Raw genomic sequence first — 17,913 nt, 5'->3', positions numbered from 1 at the left:
TTAGACCACCTTGATGGTACCGACCATCCCGTTCATCTCGTGGGGGATGCAGTAGTACTCGTACGTACCGGTCGTCTCGAGGGTGACCTCGTAGGACTCCCCTTTCGGGACGTTGCCACCCTGATCGTTGCCGTAGGCGTCCTTGGCCGCCTGCTCGGAGTCGTACCCGCCGGAGGCGAAGTAGGACGCGCCGTCCGGAATCTCGTCCTCGTAGGCCGTCACCGTGTGGCCGATGCTGCCGACGTTCTCGAAGGTGAGCGTCGTCCCGGCCTCGACTTCGACCTGCTTCGGTTCGTAGGCGAGCTCGTCGGTCATCTCGACAGTGGTCGCCTCGACGAACTCGGAGCCGCTCCCGTCATCGCTGCCGGAACCGGACCCCCCGTCCGTCTCCGTCGAACCGCCGGAGCCGCCGCCGCTGGAACCGCTCGACTGTCCGGAAGAGGAGCACCCGGCGATTCCGGCGCCGACCGCCGATACGGCGAGTCCACGGATGAACGCTCTACGCGTTTTCATGTTTTCTCACAGTTCGACGAAAGGGAGACTCCCCTATATACAGGGAACCGGGCTTTCACTAGTCGGGAACCCACCCGAACACGTTCGGGGGCGATTCAATACACCCCCCGAGGAGCGTCTTCGGGGGTCCTTCTGTGGACCCTCACGCACCGGACAGCGCACCGACTGCGCCGGCGGCGCACGAGGCGTTGTGCTCGGTCCGTGTCGACACCCTCGAAAGCTACAGGCGCACGGAACCCGTGCCGGCTTTTCGCCAGTATAGAACTATCGCACTCGATTCGATCTACGGTTCCCACAAGGATATCTACGTATACTTTTTTTAAGAACATATTTTCTTCATATGAGCCAGGAAGTGTCAAAACAATCGAAAAAACTCCCTCGGTGGGTCCGAACGGTGCAGGACACGCCCACACGGGGAGAAGACATCAAGGCGAGCGGCACGCGCCGACCGCGACCCCCACACATGGCCTTCCAGGGGATCGTATCGTAAACCGGCCCTAACGAGTGTCAGTATGTCAATAACCTTGTCGCCAACGGGGAGATTCCCTTGCGAAGAAGAATGGCACGGTTTGACACGGATGGCAACTCGGAAGGGATGCTCGACGACAAAGCGGTCTGCCGGACCGTCATCGAACGGTCCCGGCAGCGTCCCGACCGGTGTACGATATTCGACACCGATTCGAGCGGGAGGATGAGCACGACGCGCTGGCTGTCCGCGACGGAGGGCTCGTTCGTGTTCTCGGAGCTGATACGATAAGCCCGGGCTCCGGGACTCACGTGTCACGAAGGGATGCTCGGGGTCGGCAGGTCGGTCTGTCGGTCAGTGGACTGTGCGGGGATTACCGCGCCGCAGTACGCGGCGCGGGAGGTCATGCCGTTTTCGAGCGCGACAGACACGTTTGCTTTTCAGTTGTTCGACACGACGTTACCGACCGGTAATCCCGTTAGTGTTTGGCCACTCGAGCGTTAATTCGTATTTACCCATAGGGTCACAGGTAACGTAGTTGTAACAATGCGTTACCCGGAGGTGGGTACGGATAGCCACTGACAGACCAGTGACAGCCTCTGGACGGCAAGGAGAACTTGAACGGAACCAATGTCAACTGATAAACCGGAACTCTCGCGGGACCGTGTCTTCGACATCCTCAGTAGTCCGAGACGCCGCTACGTGCTCCACTACCTGCGAACCGAGGAGAGCCCCATCGAGCTGACGGCACTCGCCGAAGAGGTCGCGGCCTGGGAAAACGACACGACCGTAGAGAAACTATCGTCGCAGGACCGGAAACGTGTGTACGTATCGCTGTATCAAACACATATCCCCAAGCTCTCGGAAGCGGGGCTCATCGAGTACGACTCCGAGTCAGGAGACGTGGCGCTCTCGAACCAGGCGGCGGAGATCGATCCCTACCTGGGGACCGAGAACGACGAGCGGCCCTGGTACCTCTACTACATGGTGCTCGCGGCCGCGAACGTCGCTCTGCTCGCGTCCACGAGCCTGGGCTTCCTGGGCATCGGCGAGACAGTCGTCGCGTTCGTCGTCGTCGCCTCGTTCCTGGTGCTCACTGCGGTGCACGCCGCCATGCATTACCGGGAGCAATCCGGGACTTCTGGCGGCTTCGAAGAAATGTAAGTTCGCGTTACCGCCGTCGCCGGTCACCGCGTCGCGCCCCTCACTCCTCGTCGTCCGCGCTCTGTTCGGGCATGAGCTGTTCCGGTTTCCGCATGTAGACCGGCGTCTTCGCGAACTCGGCGATCCGTTCCATCTCGCTTTCAGAAATGAACTCTGGCATTAGACGGGTACACGATAGCCGAAGGGATAGTAATTGAGTCCGTATATCCGAGTAGTGGCCGTGTTCTTCGAGCATGGTAGTTTATTTGTTCCCGAGTAAAGAGACGTGAGACCGTTCGGAAAGGGACGAATACACCATTCCGACGCGTAGTCTCACTATAACAACTGTCGACTCGGTAGTAGCAGGCCTGTGAACGAGCCAGGACGGTCGTCACGAGGGGACGTGATCGCCTGATGTGGCCGTGGGAACATCTCGCCGTTGGGTACATCGCGTTCTCGCTTCTCCAGCGAGCACGCGGCGGCCGGGGCGTCGGGACGTCGGCGGCCGTCACCCTCGCGGTGGGGACCCAGCTGCCGGACCTCGTCGACAAACTGCTGGGATGGGGGCTCGGTGTGCTGCCCGGCGGGCGGTCGCTCGGCCACTCCCTTTTTTTCGTCGTGCCGGTGGTTGTCGTCGGGTATCTGGTCGCGCGACACCTCGGCAGACGGGACGTCGGGGAAGCGTTCGGCGTCGGCTACCTGTTGCACCTCCCGGGGGACATGGCCTACCCCGCGCTGCTGGGTGGCGACGTGGCCTACCGGTTCCTCCTCTGGCCGATCGTCCCCGCGCCCGAGTCTGAACCGGTGACGGTGCTCGGCCGGACGCTCGAGCTGCTGACGTACTTCGCCGGCGAGCTGACCGGCAGTGCCGGGGCCGTCTACGTCGTGTTCGAGGCGCTGTTGCTGGGGACGGCGCTGGTCCTGTGGCTGCGGGACGGGCATCCGGGCCTCCCAACGCGTGGCCGTCGACGCACCGCGGACGAGAACACGCCCTCGCGGTAGCAGCCGGATACTATCCACTCAGTATCAGGTTACTCAAAGATTATATATCCACAGACACTACTCTCCAGTACTGGCGGACCCAGTAGTTTAGCATCATGGCCGAAACCAAGCCCGACTCAGAGCGAATCGACAGCGAGCACGACACGTACCGGAGTTACATCACGAACGAACGACCCGCGACGCAGACTATCGCCGGACTGCTCGCGGAAATAGAGGGGTGTAGCCCGCTGGACGTCGGCCCGCTGGCCGACAGCATCGACACGGACGCGCTGAACAAACTGGTCGCGCAGAGCACCGACGAAGACTTTCGCATCACCTTCTCCATCGACGGGTACACGGCCGAGGTCGCCGGCGACCGGTCCGTGGTCATCACCCGCAGTTAACGCCCTATCCTGCCCACCTGTGCTCCTCGCCCGGTAGAACGTCGGTAATCCAAAGTTACGGTTTGATTCCGTCGGTACTGAGCTCGTTACCTTGTAGTGTCATGTCGACATACGTGTATGTCCGACCAGCGAGGGTCAGTGAACGTCGGCTGGTTCTACGTTCGGCCGTCCGTGGGATTGGTCTCGTCCCTCGAACGGGGACTCTGGGCCCTGGTGCTCGGGACGGCCACGGCAGACACCGTCCTCACACTCGTGGGCCTCCAGCTCTGTTTCGTGGAGGCGAACCCGGTGGCCGCGTGGGCGATCGAACGGATGGGCGGGCTAGGGCTGATACTGCTGAAGGGGGGTGCCCTGGTCGTCCTCTACGGCGTCGTCGAGCGGCTCCCGGTGAGATACACGCTCGCGGCACTCGTGGGGTTTACAATCCCACAACTGACCGCTACGGTGCTCAACACGATGCTCTTTATCAATCACGCGGCAGCCTGCGTCTGAGAAGCGTGTCACCCGAGCGGGGGACTCACTCCGTCGCCGGCGTCTCGGCGACGTGTTCGGTTGACTGATCCGCCCGGGCCTGCAGGGCCGCGAGGGCGTCTCTGACTGTGTAGCACTCGCCGTCGATGTGACAGGGGAAGACGCCCACGAGTTCGTCTGCCTCGTACATCGCGATGCACTGACTCGGCGGGACGATACTCCTGAACGACTGGCCGGTCATCGACGAGTCGACGTCCTTGATACGGAAGTGTGGAGAGATCTTCACGTCTTCCTCCGCCGCGAACGCGAAGAAGTCGGCGATGGTTTCGACGATGTGTTTGCCGCTGTCGAGCGAGGCGAGCGGACCCTCCGTGCAGATCCGCGTCCCCCACACCGTCACACACACGTCACCCAGTTGCTCGTTCGCCCGGAGTTCGGTGAGCGTGTCGACGAGGCGGTTCTGTGACCCGTGGTTCTCGACCGGAGCGAGCGTCTGGACGAAAAACTCGATGCGACTCTCCGATCCCGGGGTTGGCAGATACGCTCCGATGGGTGATTCTGTGCCGCTGTAGTTGTCCATTCGTCTCGCTCGACTAGTTTCCAGGGTATCGATAAAACTGTAGCAGACCGTTTCGACGGTAACGACGGTGTTTCGTGACCGTTCACGCGGGTTGATTCGAACTACTCGACGGTTGCTCGCGGGGGGTCGTGACACCCGCTCGGCGTCGGCCGTCCGGGCACGATAAGTACGAGCTTATCTGGATTGGACGGGAGCCTCGACACCGGTCTTGCCGATCAGCGCTCGGCCGGCGAGCGTGACCGCCTCGCCGACCGGGACTGTCCAGCCTCCCCTGCTCTGTCTTTTCAGGACTATTAACATCGGATTACCGCGTTATCGATGGTTGGAGACAGCTCGTATGTCGGACGAAGCGCGCACCGGCGACCGACCACCGAGTCCAAGGCTGGTACGTAACTGGTACGTACATGATGGTATATTGCCAGCAGATGGCTGGCAGTCTGACGCAAATCCTTTTCGGGTAGTATGTTCTTTCCGAGATATGGACCGACGTGGACGAACCGGTGGGCGGCGTAAAGTTGGACTTACTCGCATCGAACGGCGGCCCTGGCGGGCCGATGCCAGGGAGGCCTGAAGAGATGGAACAACTCGGTGAGGAGACAGACTGGGACGACGTCCCCGACGACCCGCACCCCGAGAAGCACCTCGGGTACGAGATGGAGGAGCTCACGGTCATCGAATCGGCCACGGACTCGAAGTACATCTTCCTCCCGGCCGACGAGTCCCAGCTCGGCGAAGAGGAGTTCATCGTCGTCGGAAAACGCGCGCTCTGTGAACTAGAACAGTAACGCGCCGTCGAGGACCGCGCGCCGGCGGATACGCACCTAATAACAATACCTCGTACTGGCTTAGCCACCGGTATCAGTTCCTGCCTGGGGGACTCGACGAAACGATGACTTACCACGACTATCTGCGAGGCGACGACCTGATTCTCAGCCTCGCTCCGACCGGCTATCGAGAACCCGACGAACAGACGAGTTACGTACCCGCGACGCCCGAGGACATCGCGACGGCCGTCTACGAGGGCCAGCTGCAGGGGGTCAGCATCGCACACGTCCACGGCCGGCGCGACGACGGGACTCCGGAGCCAAAGCGCCTGCCCGCGGTCACACGGGCCATCAGGGCCCAGACGACCGACGCCCTGGTCGAGTACGGCGTCGGCCCGGACACCGAGCTGGGTGACTACCTCGACGTCATCGACAAGGGACCGCGGCCAGACATCGCGGAGGTGCGGGTCGGTCCGGAGCAGTACGGCCACCGCGGGGTCAGCACCGTGAACCGCCGCGACGTCGACCGGTTCCTCGAAGAACTCCGCGACCGGGGGGTCAAACCGAACCTGCTTGTCACCAGCGGACGGGACCTCAACGAGGTGCACCGGCTCGTTCGGTCGAACGTCGTCGAGTCCAACCCGCTCCTGACGCTCAAGCTCGGTGCGCGCGACGGGACGGTGGCGACGCCACAGATGCTGCTGGCGCTGCTCGATGCCGCCCCCGACCAGGCCAACGTCCTCGTGAGTGCGAGCGGCCCCAACCAGTACCCCCTGACTACCATCGCCGCGTTCTACGGCGCACACGTGCGGACCGGAATGGAGGACAACCTCTACCTCGACCGCGAGACCCCGGTACAGGACAACGCCCAGCTCGTCCAGCGGGTCGGCGAACTCGTCTTCCACTCCCAGCGCTCGTTTGCCACGTTCGAGGTGGCGAGAGACCTCATCTCGCTCGGCGACCAGCAGCGCGACATCAGCGTCTGAGTCGTAAGCGGACGTATACTTTATATCGGGCTGCTGGTATCCAGCCCATGGACGCTGTCATTCTCGCGGCCGGTGAGGGGACCAGGCTCCGCCCGTTGACCGACGACAAGCCCAAGGGAATGGTCGAGGTCGACGGTCGTCCGATTCTGACCGATTGCTTCGAACAGCTGCGCGACCTGGGTGCGACGGCGTTTCACGTCGTCGTCGGCTATCGAAAGGAGGACATCATCAGTCACTTCGGCGACGAGTACGCCGACATCCCGATAACGTACGCCCACCAGCGCGAGCAGGCGGGCCTCGCCCACGCCCTGCTGACCGTCGAGGACCGCATCGACGACGACTTCATGCTGATACTGGGCGACAACGTCTTCCGGGCGAACCTGGAGGACGTCGTCACCCGCCAGCGCGAGGCCAGGGCGGACGCGGCGTTCCTCGTCGAGGAGATCGCCTGGGACGAGGCGAGCCGCTATGGCGTCTGTGACACGAACGAGTACGGCGAGATAACCGCCGTCGTCGAGAAACCGGCCGATCCGCCCTCGAACCTGGTGATGACCGGGTTCTACACGTTCTCGCCGGCCATCTTCCACGCCTGCCACCTCGTCCAGCCATCGGCCCGTGGCGAGTACGAGCTGTCTGACGCCATCGACCTCCTGTTGGACTCCGGGCGGACCATCGACGCGATCCCGATAGAGGGCTGGCGCATCGACGTCGGCTACCCCGAGGACCGCGACGAGGCCGAACGCCGGTTACAGTCGGCCACCGCACAGACACCGTAACGGAACCGGGCCGTCGCTGAGGATTCTACTCCGGCCACGAGTTCCGGCCTACGTCGAGGTATCACCGTCACCGACCGAGACGTTCCCACGGCTCCCCTGCTGTGAGGCTTCGATGGGCAGGTCGGTACACTCGCTGATACTGGTCAACTCCTGGACGTCGACCGTCGAGGCGATGTTCGTGATATCTGCCCCCTGGACGTCGATGTTGAGGTTTCGAATCGTGGTGTTGTCGGAGTCGTTGATGAGGATGGCGTCGCGGAACTGGTTCCAGAGGATGCACCCGCCGTCGATGAGCGACCCGGGCCGTCCGTTGATCTCGATGACGGGTCTGCCGAAGGAGTTGCCCATCGCGACGATGTCGCGTATCGTCACGTCCCACGGGCGGTCCGCCGTGACGCCGAGGCGAGGGTCCCGCGGGTCGTCGATCTTCAGCGCCTGGACGCCGTTGGCGTCGATTTCGAACCGGCACCCGACGACCTCGAAGGCACCGGCCGACCCGTCGGCCCACACGGCTGCCTTCGTCCGCTGTGGCGTGTTCCTGACGATGAACTCGCAGTTCTCGATGCGCCCGCCAGACTTCCCGAGCTTGCCCGTCTCCCAGATGATGCCGTTGGGGTTGATGAGCGAGCCGCGACTGTCCGGATGCAGGTTCTCGGCGTCGATGACGAACCGGCTGTTCTCCACGAGCGCCCCCTCGCCGCCGATGCGCAGGCTGGTCTGGTTGTTGTTCTCGAAGAGGCAGTCGGAGATGCGGACGGAACCCCGGGTCCGGGAGGCGTAGATCGCGTTGGTGCCCGTGTTCGAGATGTGGCAGTTCCGGATGTGCAGGTCGCCGACGTGCCGTTGGCCGAGCCAGATACAGCCCGCGTTCGCGTTGTCGTCTTTGTGGCCGTGGGAGACGATTTCGGTGGGGCCGGTTCGGACCAGTCCGTCGACGACCGCCGTGCCGTCGGGCTTCAGGGCCATCGGCACCACGTTGTCGATGGCCCCATCGTCGACGACCGGGTTGAAGCCGATGAACTCGACGTCCTGGACGTGGACCTTGTCGTTGGCCCGCATGACCAGGCCGAGGCTTCCTTCCCTCGACTGGCTGTAGTCGAACGCCACGTTCTCGACGAGCTGGCCGCTGCCGCCGTCGGAGTTCACGAACCGCCGGCCCTTGCCGGGCGTCGTGACGAAGCGCACGTCGCGGGGTTTCTTGCCGAGGCCGAGCACGCCCCAGTTGGTGACCGGTTCGGCCGGCGGTTCGGTCTCGAAGCGGTAGGTTCCCGGCGGGAACGTGATGAGGACGTTCCCCTGCTTGAAGCTGGCGAGCAGTTGGTCGTCGATGGGCTTCTTGCCATTCGGGTCCATCCCGAGGTCTTTGACTGCGTGGACCACCGTCTCGAAAGAGATTCCGTGACGCGGGTTCAGCGAATCGGAGGGCTCGGGCGTCTTGGTCTCACTGGTGGGTGGCTCCTCGGTCCGATTCGAGGGCGTCGGCTCTGTCTCCCCGTCGTCGTCCGACAGCAGGGACGAACAGCCGGCCAGCACCCCCGCCCCGGCGAGTGTAACACTCGTAGTGAGAAAGTCGCGTCGCTTCACGTTGGCTGACGGTTGGCCCGTGCGTGCAAGGTTATTGATAGCCTACCGCGCGTTCCGTCTGCACGGACCCGGCCCGTGCCTGAAAACGGAGGGTGATGCGGGCCGGGCGCCAGGGGCGTGTTGCAACGCCTCTCACTCGTCGATGTAGTAGACGTTCACGTCGCCGTTCGACTGGACGCGATGGACGCTGTCGGTGGTCCCTATCCGCTCGAAGCCCGCCTCGGAGTACCGGAAGCCGTTGTACACCTCGATGTCGCGGGTCCGGTCGTACTGACTGATGACGAGATACTTGTCACTGTCGTAGACCCCCGTCACCCCCTCGTTGAACACCGTCTCATTGAACACCTCCGGGCCGCGGTCGCGCCCCTCCTCGCTGTACTGGAGGGCGTTGATGAAGCGCCCGGCGCCCATCCGCACCCCGCCGAAGATGCGCACCTCCTTGTCCTGGTTCTCGAGCAGTGTGTCGTACCCGTTCATCTCCGTCTCGGTCACCTGCGCGTTCGGCAGGAGGATGAACGGCGACGAGAACGCGACGAGCAGCCCGGCCGCGAGGACGACCACCGTCGCGACGCCCAGGACTGGCCGCAGGTCGCGACGTAGTGGGGTCGAGGCGATGTGGAAGAGCGCGATGGCGCCGAGGATAGTCACCAGCACCATCCCGAATCCCACCTGCCTGAAGAGGTAGGCGTCGATGTCGCCCAGGAAGTGGACGCCCAGGAACGGGATGAGCACGAGGCCGCCGTACGCGAAGTAGATGACGACGCCGTCGGTCTTCTCCGACCGGGCCTGGAAGCGCGAGGAGAGCACGCTGAGGACCAGGCCGCCCGCGAGCAGCGAGTAGACGGTGCTCACGCCGAACAGCTTCACGAATATCTCGGCGAGGCTTGCACCGACCGCAGTCGTCGAATCGCCGTGCTGCTGGACGACCTGCCCGGCCTCCTCGTTGCCGGTGATGGTCTCCTGGACGCCGGTTATCATCAGGTCGAGGACGCGGTACGTGTTCTCGAACTGCCCGGCCCAGAGCGCGAACACGACGGCAAGCAGGACGAACTGGCCGTAGATGCCCCGCATCTGGGAGACGGCGTGCTCCTTGGAGCGGCGCCGGTAGACGAACTGCACCAGCGTGATGGTCCCAAACAGGAGCAACACGTTGAACGCGGCCTGGGGGTGCAAGAAGACGACCGCCACGAGGGCGACGGGGAGGACGAGCCCCGTCGGCGACAGGAACCGCGGCAGAGCCTCGTCGACGTGTTTCTTCGTGACGTGCGCGAACAGCAGGTAGTAGATGAACGCAGTGAACAGAATCGTCATCGAGAAGGTGTGGAAGCTCTCGTGGGTACTGATGTGGTTTATCGGCAGCATCAGGAACCCGGAGAACACACCGATGAAGATCGCCTTCCGGTTCGAGTACAGCATGTAGAGGGCCAGCGGGATGAACACGACAAACAGCAGTTTCACCAGGAGCGTCACGTACAGCATCGACTGCGTCATCGCAACACCCCCCAAGGCCGAGAGGAACACCGAGATCATGTGGAACCCGGGGTAGATCATCTCCTGTGGGGCGAGCATCCCGCCGGCGATGTCGCGCGCCCAGCCGAGGTGGTGGAGCGAGTCACCGTGACCGTAAAACAGGTAGCCACGGATGATCGGGAGCGCGAAGACGCTCAGCACGCCGAGGGCGGCGAGCAGGAGTGCGAGCGTCCCCAGTCGGTTGTCGTAGGCCACGATGGCCACGCCGATCGCAATGAGGAGCGCAATCGAGAGGGCGACCCAGTAGGCCAGTGGGGTGTCCGTGTATATCGACACCTCGTACCCGGTGGTGGGACTGGTGTGCGCGGTGATGAAGGCGAAAGCGAGCGCTCCGAACCCGACTATCAGGGCGGCTTTGAGCGCGTACACCCGCCGGTTGGACGGACGGTTCCCACTCACATTCATGATGCCATCTTGCTCCTGCTATAGGTCGTTCCCAGATAGTTATCGTCAGAATAACGCCCCGACACCGGGTCGATCCCCGACGCCGTGTCGACGCGGTTACAGGTAACCCAGCGCACGGAGACGTTCCTCGGCGTCCTCGTCCTCGACGGGCTCGTCCCCCCGTTCGTCCGTGGGGACGCCCTCGACGATGTCCCGGCGCGTTTCGCTCTCGACGACCAGCCACGGGACGGTGACGAGCGCGTCCGCGTAGACCGACGGCGGATGCCCGTACATCCGGAACGGGACCGGACACGGCGTGGGCCGTTCGCCCACGAGGTTCCCGTGGTCCGAGGTCACCACCGTGCGGCCGAAGAGCTCCTCGAGCAGGTCCTCGACGTGCTCGAGGGTCAGCTGGAGGTTCTCGTTGTACCCCTTCCAGACGTCGGCCTCCGAGACGACGCCGCGCTGGAGGAGGTCCCAGACGTTGTAGTGGTCGCTCTCGGCCGTCTCGCCGGTCGCCTGCCGCTTCGAGAGCTCGATGCCGGCCTGGTCGTCGACGAGCGTCCGCCCGAACTCGCCGATGAACGGGTAGTGGGGCTGGACGAAGTGGGCGATGATGCGCTTCTCGGGGAACCGCTCCTGGGCCTCGAGGGTCGCCTCGACCATCGCCTCGGGGCGGACGGTGTTGAATGCCTCGTCCCAGGCGTCCTTCCAGACCGACACCGTCTCGTAGAACGGTGCGTCCAGGCGGACGTCGACCTGGGGGTTCGCCGTGACGTAGACCGTGTCGTCGAACGTCTGCCCGGCGAAGTTCCGCTGCAGGAACTCGGCGGTGTTGGACCCCTTCGAGACCCGGCGCTGCAGGTCGCCCGCCAGTGTGTTGTGCGCGGCGAACATGTCGTAGCGACACGCATCGAGGATGAGGAGGTTGTCCCACTCCTCGTCCATGACGTCGATACCGTCGTTGTCGTGGACGTACCGGAAGTACGGCTGGACGATCGTGGCACGGACGGCGAAGGGCATCGCTATCTCGCGCCACCACTTCGGGTCGTTCCAGTGGTTCCGGAGGTTCGCCCGGACGACGTCGACGTCCATTCAGGTCCCCCCGTCGAGGTGACGTTCCTCGAGGTACACCGATATCGCGTAGGCCATCCACGCCTGACACCAGCGCATCAGCGTGAACCGCTTCGTGTAGAAGCGCCGTTTCTGGTAGTAGAACTGCCCTTCGCCGGCATAGAGGTTGGCGAAGACCCAGTCGAGTATCTTCCGGGCGAAGGTGAACTCGCCGGCCTTCGAGAACACGATGATGCCCTGCGTGGCCGCGTGGATGTCCTTCGGGTAGGCCTTCGTCTCGTCCCAGTTTGGCGCGCCGTTGGCGTCGAACAGGTACTCCCGGTGGAAGTCGAGCGCCCGCTCGATGGTCTCGCTGTACCGGTCGTCGCCGACGACCTCCTGGTACCGCTGGTAGGCCTCGAGGACGAAGCCGTTGTGGTGGTTGTCCATCGAGAGGTGTGACGCCGAGGGCGGATCGCGGTACTTCCAGCCCCCGATGTCGGCCTGTTTGGTCGCGATGTAGTCCAGGAGTTTCTGTGCTCGTTCGAGGTAGACGGGGTCGTCGAACGCCTCGTAGAGGTCGACGTGGATGCGTGCCCCGAGGGCGCCGCCGTTCAGCGTGTAGAACTCCCCGTCGAAGAGCGGTTGGTAGACGATGCGCGCGCCGCCGTCGAACTCGGTGTACTTCAGGTCCTCCGCGACGAACGACGCCGCCGAGCGCGCGACGGCGCCGTACTCGTCGTCGTACTCCGCTGCACGGAGGAGCGCCTTGACGCCGTAGGACGTCGGGACGACGTTGGGCGTGTTGGCCGGCCGCCGCTCGTCCAGTTGCTGCATCTCGTGGGTGTGGCCGCCACAGAACCCGGCGTAGCCGTCGGCCTTGTTGTCGACCAGCCAGTCGACGAGGGCCCGCGACTCCTCGCGGTAGCGCTCGCCGCTGGTGAGCGCGTAGGCCGTCTCGTTTGCCATCGCGAACAGCGCGGTCCCCTTGAAGTTCTGGCGCTGTTCGACCAGCAGGAGGGGCCTGACGTTCACCGGCGCGCGTTTGATGCTCTCCTGGACGGCGATGTTGACCCACTTGTTGTCGGCGGGGAGCCCCTCGAGGACGCGGCTGCTCATCCCGTCGAAGTAGTCCCACCCGGTGTAGTCCCGCTCCCGGGCGTACGCGAGTGTATCGAGCATCACCTGGAGCAGGAACGCCTCGTCGGCCGGGAGGTCGTCCCGGTCCATGGCGTGTCCCGTGTCCTGGACCCACCGGTCGCCGTTGGAGCGGCCCTGGGCCGCCAGTCCCTCCCCGCTCATCGATCACCCTCCAGGTCGTCGATGAGACTCTGGGTGAGCGAGACGACGTCGTCTCGGACCGTCCGGGCGCGCTCTCGACTCGGCTCGGCGTCGGCGGCGTCGAGGCCCGTGAGGTACTCGCCGATGTCGGGCACGTCCCGCGAGTGGAACACCTTGCCCTCGTCGACCAGCTGCTGGTCGACCGAGAGCAGCGAGTTCGGGAAGAACGACACCGCGGGCGTCTCCATACAGGCCGCCTCGCGGGCCATCGTCCCCGACCCGGTCATGACACACCGGGCGTGCCAGGCCAGGTCCAGGCCGTTCAGCGCGTTCGGCGGCGTGTACACCCTGTCGTCGGCGAAGGCGTCCGCGTACGTCTCGTCACCGCGCGAGCGGGGCAGGTAAACCACGTTGTAGCCACGGTCGACCACCTCGGCCAGCAGTCGCGGGACGATAGACTGGTCGACGTCGACGTAGGCCGCGGTCATCGCCTCGGGACGGACCACGACGTACTCGTCGAACGGGAGTTTCTCGAGGAACTGCGGATTCGGTTCGAAGTCAGCGACGTAGACGTGTTCCTTGAGGCCGTCGTAGGTGTGAATCGACCCGCTGCTGGCCCCCCACCGCTTGAGTTCCCAGGTGTCGAACGCGGCGGGCACCACGTTGTGCGTCGCCATCGCCTCGAGGCGGTTGTACAGTTCCTCGGCCCGGAGGCCGTCGACGTGGGCCGTGATGTCGTTGTCGGTGAAGTGGATGGAAGGGATGCCACGCGCCTTCGCCGCGAGGATGCACATTGCGTTTCGCGAACAGAGCGCGACGTCAGCGTCAGGCGCCCGGAGGCTCAGCTGTGCCGTCCGGAGCGGAATCCCGAGTTTGCGGACCGTCGGGTTGTCGAAGTCACGGCCCACCGTCCGGACGTCGAACCCGACCTCCCGGGCGAGTGGGACCGTCTCCGTCTTCTTGCGGACAGTCACCGTCGTCGCCATCGGGTCGAGGCCGTCGACCAGTGCACGGAAGAAAAACGGGTGGGAGGGACTCACGAGGTCAACCCACGTGTGGGACTCCCGGGGGACGGACGACCCGACGCTCGCCTCAGTCGCCATGTGCACCTCCACCGGCCGGCCTCCGGCCGGCCCGGCCGCTCACACCGCTTCGGGCCGCCGACTCTGCGACGCACGGCGGTCTGACTGGGACGCGCTCTACCCGACGTTCTCGGCTTCCGTCGTGCCTGTTCGCTCTCATGTCTCGGATATGTCGACAGGAACCGTCTGTGGGCTTTGTTATGGCCGGCCTGTCCCTGCAGAACCTGTCGGACAGCTGCCCCGTCCGACCGGTGTTGTGGCACATCGTCGGGACGGGGACCGGAAGCAGAGCCCGTCAGCGGCCGGAATCGACCCGTTCGGTGAGTTTCGTCGACCGTCGGCGGTCCCTGACCCATCATCCACAGCGGCGGTGGCGAACGCCCGAGCCGCCGGCAGGGTCCTGCCGCGCCGTCGAGGGACGGTAATCGGCGCTTTCGGGGACCGGGTGACCGTGGAACGTGTCAGCGCCGACGACAGCGGGCCTGTGGCGGGACCAGTCGGAGCGCTGGGACCCCAGTTTCCCGGGAGGGCGACCGGATGCCGGTTGCCACACCGGTCTGTGACTCCATTATCCCGACCATAACAATAGCCCGGTCATCGAAAGTGAGTCCCACATGGAAGCAAACCCCAGACCGAGCGGGTCGTCTGCCTGTCCTCCGGCGACCCGCTCGCAGGGTCGCCCGGCGAACGGGTCGTTGACGCACGCGAACTGGTGTGTGTCCCAGTCCGTCGCCGGTGTTCGGTATCGGTCGTCGACGGGTGTCGCTGCCGGCCGCCGCCCGGCCGACCGGCTCTCGCCGGGAACGGGCCCCGCTCCGGGGAGGGACTGATATGAGCCTCCGTTCGAAGGTCAGAAACCTCATCGACCGCCTGATTCCCAGCGGCGGTGTCGCCGAGCGCGCCGTCAAGAGCGGCATCTGGATGGCCGGCCAGAACGCGTTCGGCCGGGCGCTGCAGCTTGTCATGCTCATCGTCCTCGCGCGCCTCATCGGCCCCTCCGAGGTGGGACTGATGGGTATCGCACTGCTGACGCTGAGCGGGGTCCGGAAGTTCACCAAGATGGGGCTGAACTCCCAGCTGATTCAGCAGGTCGACTCGAACGTCGACAGCTATCTCAACACGACGTGGCTCCTCGAGATCGCCCGCGGTGTGATCATCTTCACCGTGCTGTTCGCCGCCGCACCGTTCATCGCACAGTTCTTCGGTACCCCGCGTGCAGCGGACATGGTCCGTGTCATCGGGCTGTCGCCGCTCGTCCTTGGCCTCCAGAACCCGGGCGTGGTGTACTTCTCGAAGAACCTCGATTTCCACAAGCGGTTCGTCTACTACCTGTCGGGACAGATCCTCCAGCTGGCCGTCGCCGTCGGCTACGCGCTCTACGAACCGACGGCCTGGGCGTTCATCTTCGGGTTCGTCAGCGGCGACGTGATGAAGCTCGTGCTGTCGTACGTCCTCCACGACTACCGCCCGTGGCCCTCGTTCGACCGGTCGAAGGCGGGCGAACTCATCGACTACGGGAAGTGGCTCACCGCCTCGTCGATCCTGTACTGGCTGTACAGCGAGGGCGACGACGCGTTCATCGGCTGGTTGCTGACCCCTGCCGCACTCGGCTTCTACCAGTACGCGTACCAGTTCTCGAACGCCCCGGCGACCGAGATCGCCCAGGTCGTCTCGAGCGTGATGTTCCCGGCGCTCTCGAAGCTCAAGGAAGACACCAGCAAACTCCGTGAGGGGTACTTGCAGACGCTTCGGGTCACCGCGTTCGTCTCGTTCCCGGCCGCGATGGGCATCATGATAATCGCCCCGAGCTTCGTCCAGGTGTTCCTGGGTCCCGAGTGGGAGCGGATGATCCCCGTGATGCAGGTTCTGGCCATCTTCGGCCTCCTCCGGGCCGTCTCGAAGACCTTCGGTCCACTCTGGAAGGCCATCGGCCGGCCGGACTACATCACCAAGCTGAGCTTCATCCGCGTGGTGCTGCTCGCCATATTCATCTGGCCGGCGACCGAGGCATACGGTATCGTCGGCACGGCCCTCGTGGTGACCGGCATCTTCATCTTCCCGATGATGCCGATGGACATGTACCTGACCGTCAAGGCCATCGACGGCACCTTCACGCAGGTGCTCCGCGAGCTGTTCTACCCGCTCGCCGCGAGCGGCACGATGGCCGCCGTCGGCTGGTACACTGCCTCGATGCTGGACCTGCGCCCGGTCTTCGAACTCCCGCTTCTCATCGTGCTGGGCGTCGTCGTCTACGGCGCCGCGGTCATCGTCCTCGAGACCCAGTTCAACTGGGGCGTCCGGCAGAACGTCCAGACCGTGATCACGAGTATCAAGGCCTGATCTCGGGCGCTCCCCTCCCTGAAAGCGGCGGTAGTCACCATTGAATTAAACCGATCGGCGGTCACGTGAGAGTCAATGGTACAGCGAGATATCGTCTGGATCTCCCTCGAGAGCGTCCGACAGGACCACACCACCCTCGGTGGACACGACAGAGACACGACGCCGAACCTGGCGCGACTCGCGGCCGACCCGCGCGGGGCGGCGTTCGGGAACTGCTTCTCCCACGGCATCTGGACCCGGACGTCGAGCACGTCGATACTCACCGGACGGGCGCCGGCCGACCACGGCGTCCTCGCGTTCGACTCCAAGCTCAGCCCGGAGGTGGCGACGATACCGGAACAGCTGGCCGCGGCCGGCTACCACACGGCCTGTGTCTCCCCCATCGCGCAGGTGAGCGAGGCGACTGGCCTGGACAGAGGGTTCGACGACTTCCACTACCTCAACTACGACACCCTCCTGCAGGAGGCCGGCCCGCTGACGATGGCGAAGTTCCTACTCAACCTCAACCGCCACTCGGCCGGGCTGACGACCGACACGAAGAAACACTGCATCGGCTACCTCGGAACCGAGATCGCCAAGCGGCACATCCGGCAGGCAGAGACGTCGGAGGACCCGCTCTTCCTCTATACGCACATCGGTGACAGCCACCACGCCTACTACCCGCCCAAGGGGTGGCGCACCCAGTTCGAGGACGACCTCGAGCTCCCACTCGAGGACGCGCTCGCCGTCTCGCTCGACATGTCCGACCGGTTGGTCGAACACATCGCGAACGGAGCGTCGTTCAGCGAGGCCGAGTGGAACGCCATCGAGGTCATGTACGATCAGTGTCTCCTGTACGTCGACCACCTCGCCGGGATCATCGTCGAGGCGGCACGGAAGCGCCTCGACGACCCGATAATCGTCGTCACCGCCGACCACGGTGAGCTCCTCGGCGAACAGGGCCTCCTCGCGCACATGCTCGTGGCCAACACGGCGGTGTCGAACGTCCCGATGGTCGTCTACGGCGTCGACGGCCTGGCAGGCAGCGACGAACTCGTCCAGCACGCCGACGCGATGCGGATGGCGCTACACGAGTGTGGCGTGGAGATACCGGTCCCGGCGGGGTTCGACCTCAGGGACAGCGAGCGTCCGTTCGCGGTCACCCAGCGCGGCGGGAAGCGAGCGGCCAAGAAAGTTCGCCAGCTCAAAGACCAGCGGCCGGACTACGACGAGTCGGCGTTCCCGGAGGGCGACCTGACCAGCATCAGGACCCGGGACTTCCGGTACCAGCGAAGCGACTCCGGGGAGGGGCTGTTCCGACTCCCCGACGAGGTGGTGGACGTCTCCGGGGCCCACCCCGACGAACTCGAGCGGATGCAGGCACGCTGTACCGAGTGGCTCGACGAGCACTCACGGACTCGCGTCTCCGAGGGGGAAGCGGCGTTCTCGCGGAACATGGAGCGCCAGCTCAGGGATCTCGGCTATCTCTGAGGGCGGTCCGAAGGCGAGACGAGGGCGACGCACTGCCCGTTGGTGGCAGTTCGGGCCAGTAGGACGCGCTTACTACGGGACGAGCTGGGCCGAGAGTCCCACCCC

17 protein-coding genes are annotated in these 17,913 nt (G+C 64.6%); 10 read left to right on the top strand and 7 right to left on the bottom strand.

Annotation, left to right across the window (positions count from 1 at the left end; translation table 11 throughout):
• The gene (locus P1K88_RS10745) at positions 1 to 513 is read right to left on the bottom strand and encodes a plastocyanin/azurin family copper-binding protein (protein WP_276410174.1); all 513 of its coding nucleotides are present in this window, start codon (positions 511 to 513) and stop codon (positions 1 to 3) included.
• Positions 514 to 1,072: 559 nt separating this feature from the next.
• Here P1K88_RS10745 and P1K88_RS10740 point away from each other — a divergent pair.
• The 5 genes from P1K88_RS10740 to P1K88_RS10720 all read left to right on the top strand — a co-directional run bounded on the left by P1K88_RS10740 (position 1,073) and on the right by P1K88_RS10720 (position 3,999).
• Positions 1,073 to 1,270 carry a DUF7511 domain-containing protein gene (locus tag P1K88_RS10740; protein ID WP_276410173.1) on the top strand — a complete coding sequence of 66 codons (198 nt, stop codon included), beginning with the start codon at positions 1,073 to 1,075 and terminating at the stop codon, positions 1,268 to 1,270.
• Positions 1,271 to 1,609: 339 nt separating this feature from the next.
• Complete coding sequence (locus tag P1K88_RS10735; protein WP_276410172.1) at positions 1,610 to 2,143, top strand: DUF7344 domain-containing protein; 534 nt, start codon at positions 1,610 to 1,612, stop codon at positions 2,141 to 2,143.
• Between the two features lie 393 nt (positions 2,144 to 2,536).
• Positions 2,537 to 3,124: a metal-dependent hydrolase gene (locus tag P1K88_RS10730; protein WP_276410171.1), complete on the top strand. Its 588-nt coding sequence runs from the start codon at positions 2,537 to 2,539 to the stop codon at positions 3,122 to 3,124.
• Between the two features lie 95 nt (positions 3,125 to 3,219).
• The gene (locus P1K88_RS10725; RefSeq protein WP_276410170.1) at positions 3,220 to 3,507 is read left to right on the top strand and encodes a HalOD1 output domain-containing protein; all 288 of its coding nucleotides are present in this window, start codon (positions 3,220 to 3,222) and stop codon (positions 3,505 to 3,507) included.
• Positions 3,508 to 3,624: 117 nt separating this feature from the next.
• Positions 3,625 to 3,999 carry a DUF5658 family protein gene (locus P1K88_RS10720; RefSeq protein WP_276410169.1) on the top strand — a complete coding sequence of 125 codons (375 nt, stop codon included), beginning with the start codon at positions 3,625 to 3,627 and terminating at the stop codon, positions 3,997 to 3,999.
• A gap of 25 nt (positions 4,000 to 4,024) precedes the next feature.
• Here the strand turns inward: P1K88_RS10720 and P1K88_RS10715 are convergent, their stop codons facing one another.
• Complete coding sequence (locus tag P1K88_RS10715; RefSeq protein ID WP_276410168.1) at positions 4,025 to 4,558, bottom strand: HTH domain-containing protein; 534 nt, start codon at positions 4,556 to 4,558, stop codon at positions 4,025 to 4,027.
• A gap of 575 nt (positions 4,559 to 5,133) precedes the next feature.
• Between P1K88_RS10715 and P1K88_RS10710 the strand changes: the two genes are divergently transcribed.
• The 3 genes from P1K88_RS10710 (at position 5,134) to aglF (ending at position 7,084) form a co-directional block, all read left to right on the top strand.
• Positions 5,134 to 5,343: a hypothetical protein gene (locus P1K88_RS10710; RefSeq protein ID WP_276410167.1), complete on the top strand. Its 210-nt coding sequence runs from the start codon at positions 5,134 to 5,136 to the stop codon at positions 5,341 to 5,343.
• 104 nt (positions 5,344 to 5,447) lie between these two features.
• On the top strand, positions 5,448 to 6,308 hold the full coding sequence (locus tag P1K88_RS10705; protein WP_276410166.1) for a beta-keto acid cleavage family enzyme: 861 nt from the start codon (positions 5,448 to 5,450) through the stop codon (positions 6,306 to 6,308).
• A 47-nt stretch (positions 6,309 to 6,355) separates the two neighbouring features.
• Entirely contained in the window at positions 6,356 to 7,084 is a 729-nt protein-coding gene (gene aglF, locus P1K88_RS10700) for a UTP--glucose-1-phosphate uridylyltransferase AglF (protein WP_276410165.1), read from the top strand.
• 48 nt (positions 7,085 to 7,132) lie between these two features.
• Here the strand turns inward: aglF and P1K88_RS10695 are convergent, their stop codons facing one another.
• The 5 genes from P1K88_RS10695 to P1K88_RS10675 form a co-directional block, all read right to left on the bottom strand.
• Positions 7,133 to 8,668 (bottom strand): right-handed parallel beta-helix repeat-containing protein, encoded by a 1,536-nt coding sequence (locus tag P1K88_RS10695; RefSeq protein ID WP_276410164.1) that lies wholly within the window; start codon positions 8,666 to 8,668, stop codon positions 7,133 to 7,135.
• 132 nt (positions 8,669 to 8,800) lie between these two features.
• Positions 8,801 to 10,597: a hypothetical protein gene (locus P1K88_RS10690; protein WP_276410163.1), complete on the bottom strand. Its 1,797-nt coding sequence runs from the start codon at positions 10,595 to 10,597 to the stop codon at positions 8,801 to 8,803.
• 102 nt (positions 10,598 to 10,699) lie between these two features.
• Positions 10,700 to 11,677: a hypothetical protein gene (locus P1K88_RS10685; protein ID WP_276410162.1), complete on the bottom strand. Its 978-nt coding sequence runs from the start codon at positions 11,675 to 11,677 to the stop codon at positions 10,700 to 10,702.
• Positions 11,678 to 12,937, bottom strand: a complete 1,260-nt coding sequence (locus P1K88_RS10680; RefSeq protein WP_336407538.1) for a YyaL domain-containing protein — start codon at positions 12,935 to 12,937, stop codon at positions 11,678 to 11,680.
• Complete coding sequence (locus P1K88_RS10675; RefSeq protein WP_276410161.1) at positions 12,934 to 14,019, bottom strand: DUF354 domain-containing protein; 1,086 nt, start codon at positions 14,017 to 14,019, stop codon at positions 12,934 to 12,936. The genes P1K88_RS10680 and P1K88_RS10675 overlap by 4 nt, the downstream gene beginning before the upstream one ends.
• Positions 14,020 to 14,829: 810 nt before the next feature.
• Here P1K88_RS10675 and P1K88_RS10670 point away from each other — a divergent pair.
• Both P1K88_RS10670 and P1K88_RS10665 read left to right on the top strand, forming a co-directional pair.
• The gene (locus P1K88_RS10670) at positions 14,830 to 16,338 is read left to right on the top strand and encodes a lipopolysaccharide biosynthesis protein (RefSeq protein WP_276410160.1); all 1,509 of its coding nucleotides are present in this window, start codon (positions 14,830 to 14,832) and stop codon (positions 16,336 to 16,338) included.
• A 75-nt stretch (positions 16,339 to 16,413) separates the two neighbouring features.
• Entirely contained in the window at positions 16,414 to 17,808 is a 1,395-nt protein-coding gene (locus tag P1K88_RS10665; protein WP_276410159.1) for a sulfatase, read from the top strand.
• Positions 17,809 to 17,913: the final 105 nt, after the last annotated feature.

The sequence above is a fragment of the Haloarcula halobia genome, assembly GCF_029338255.1.
Lineage (GTDB): Archaea > Halobacteriota > Halobacteria > Halobacteriales > Haloarculaceae > Haloarcula > Haloarcula halobia.
This window is presented reverse-complemented; position numbering and strand designations above follow the sequence as displayed.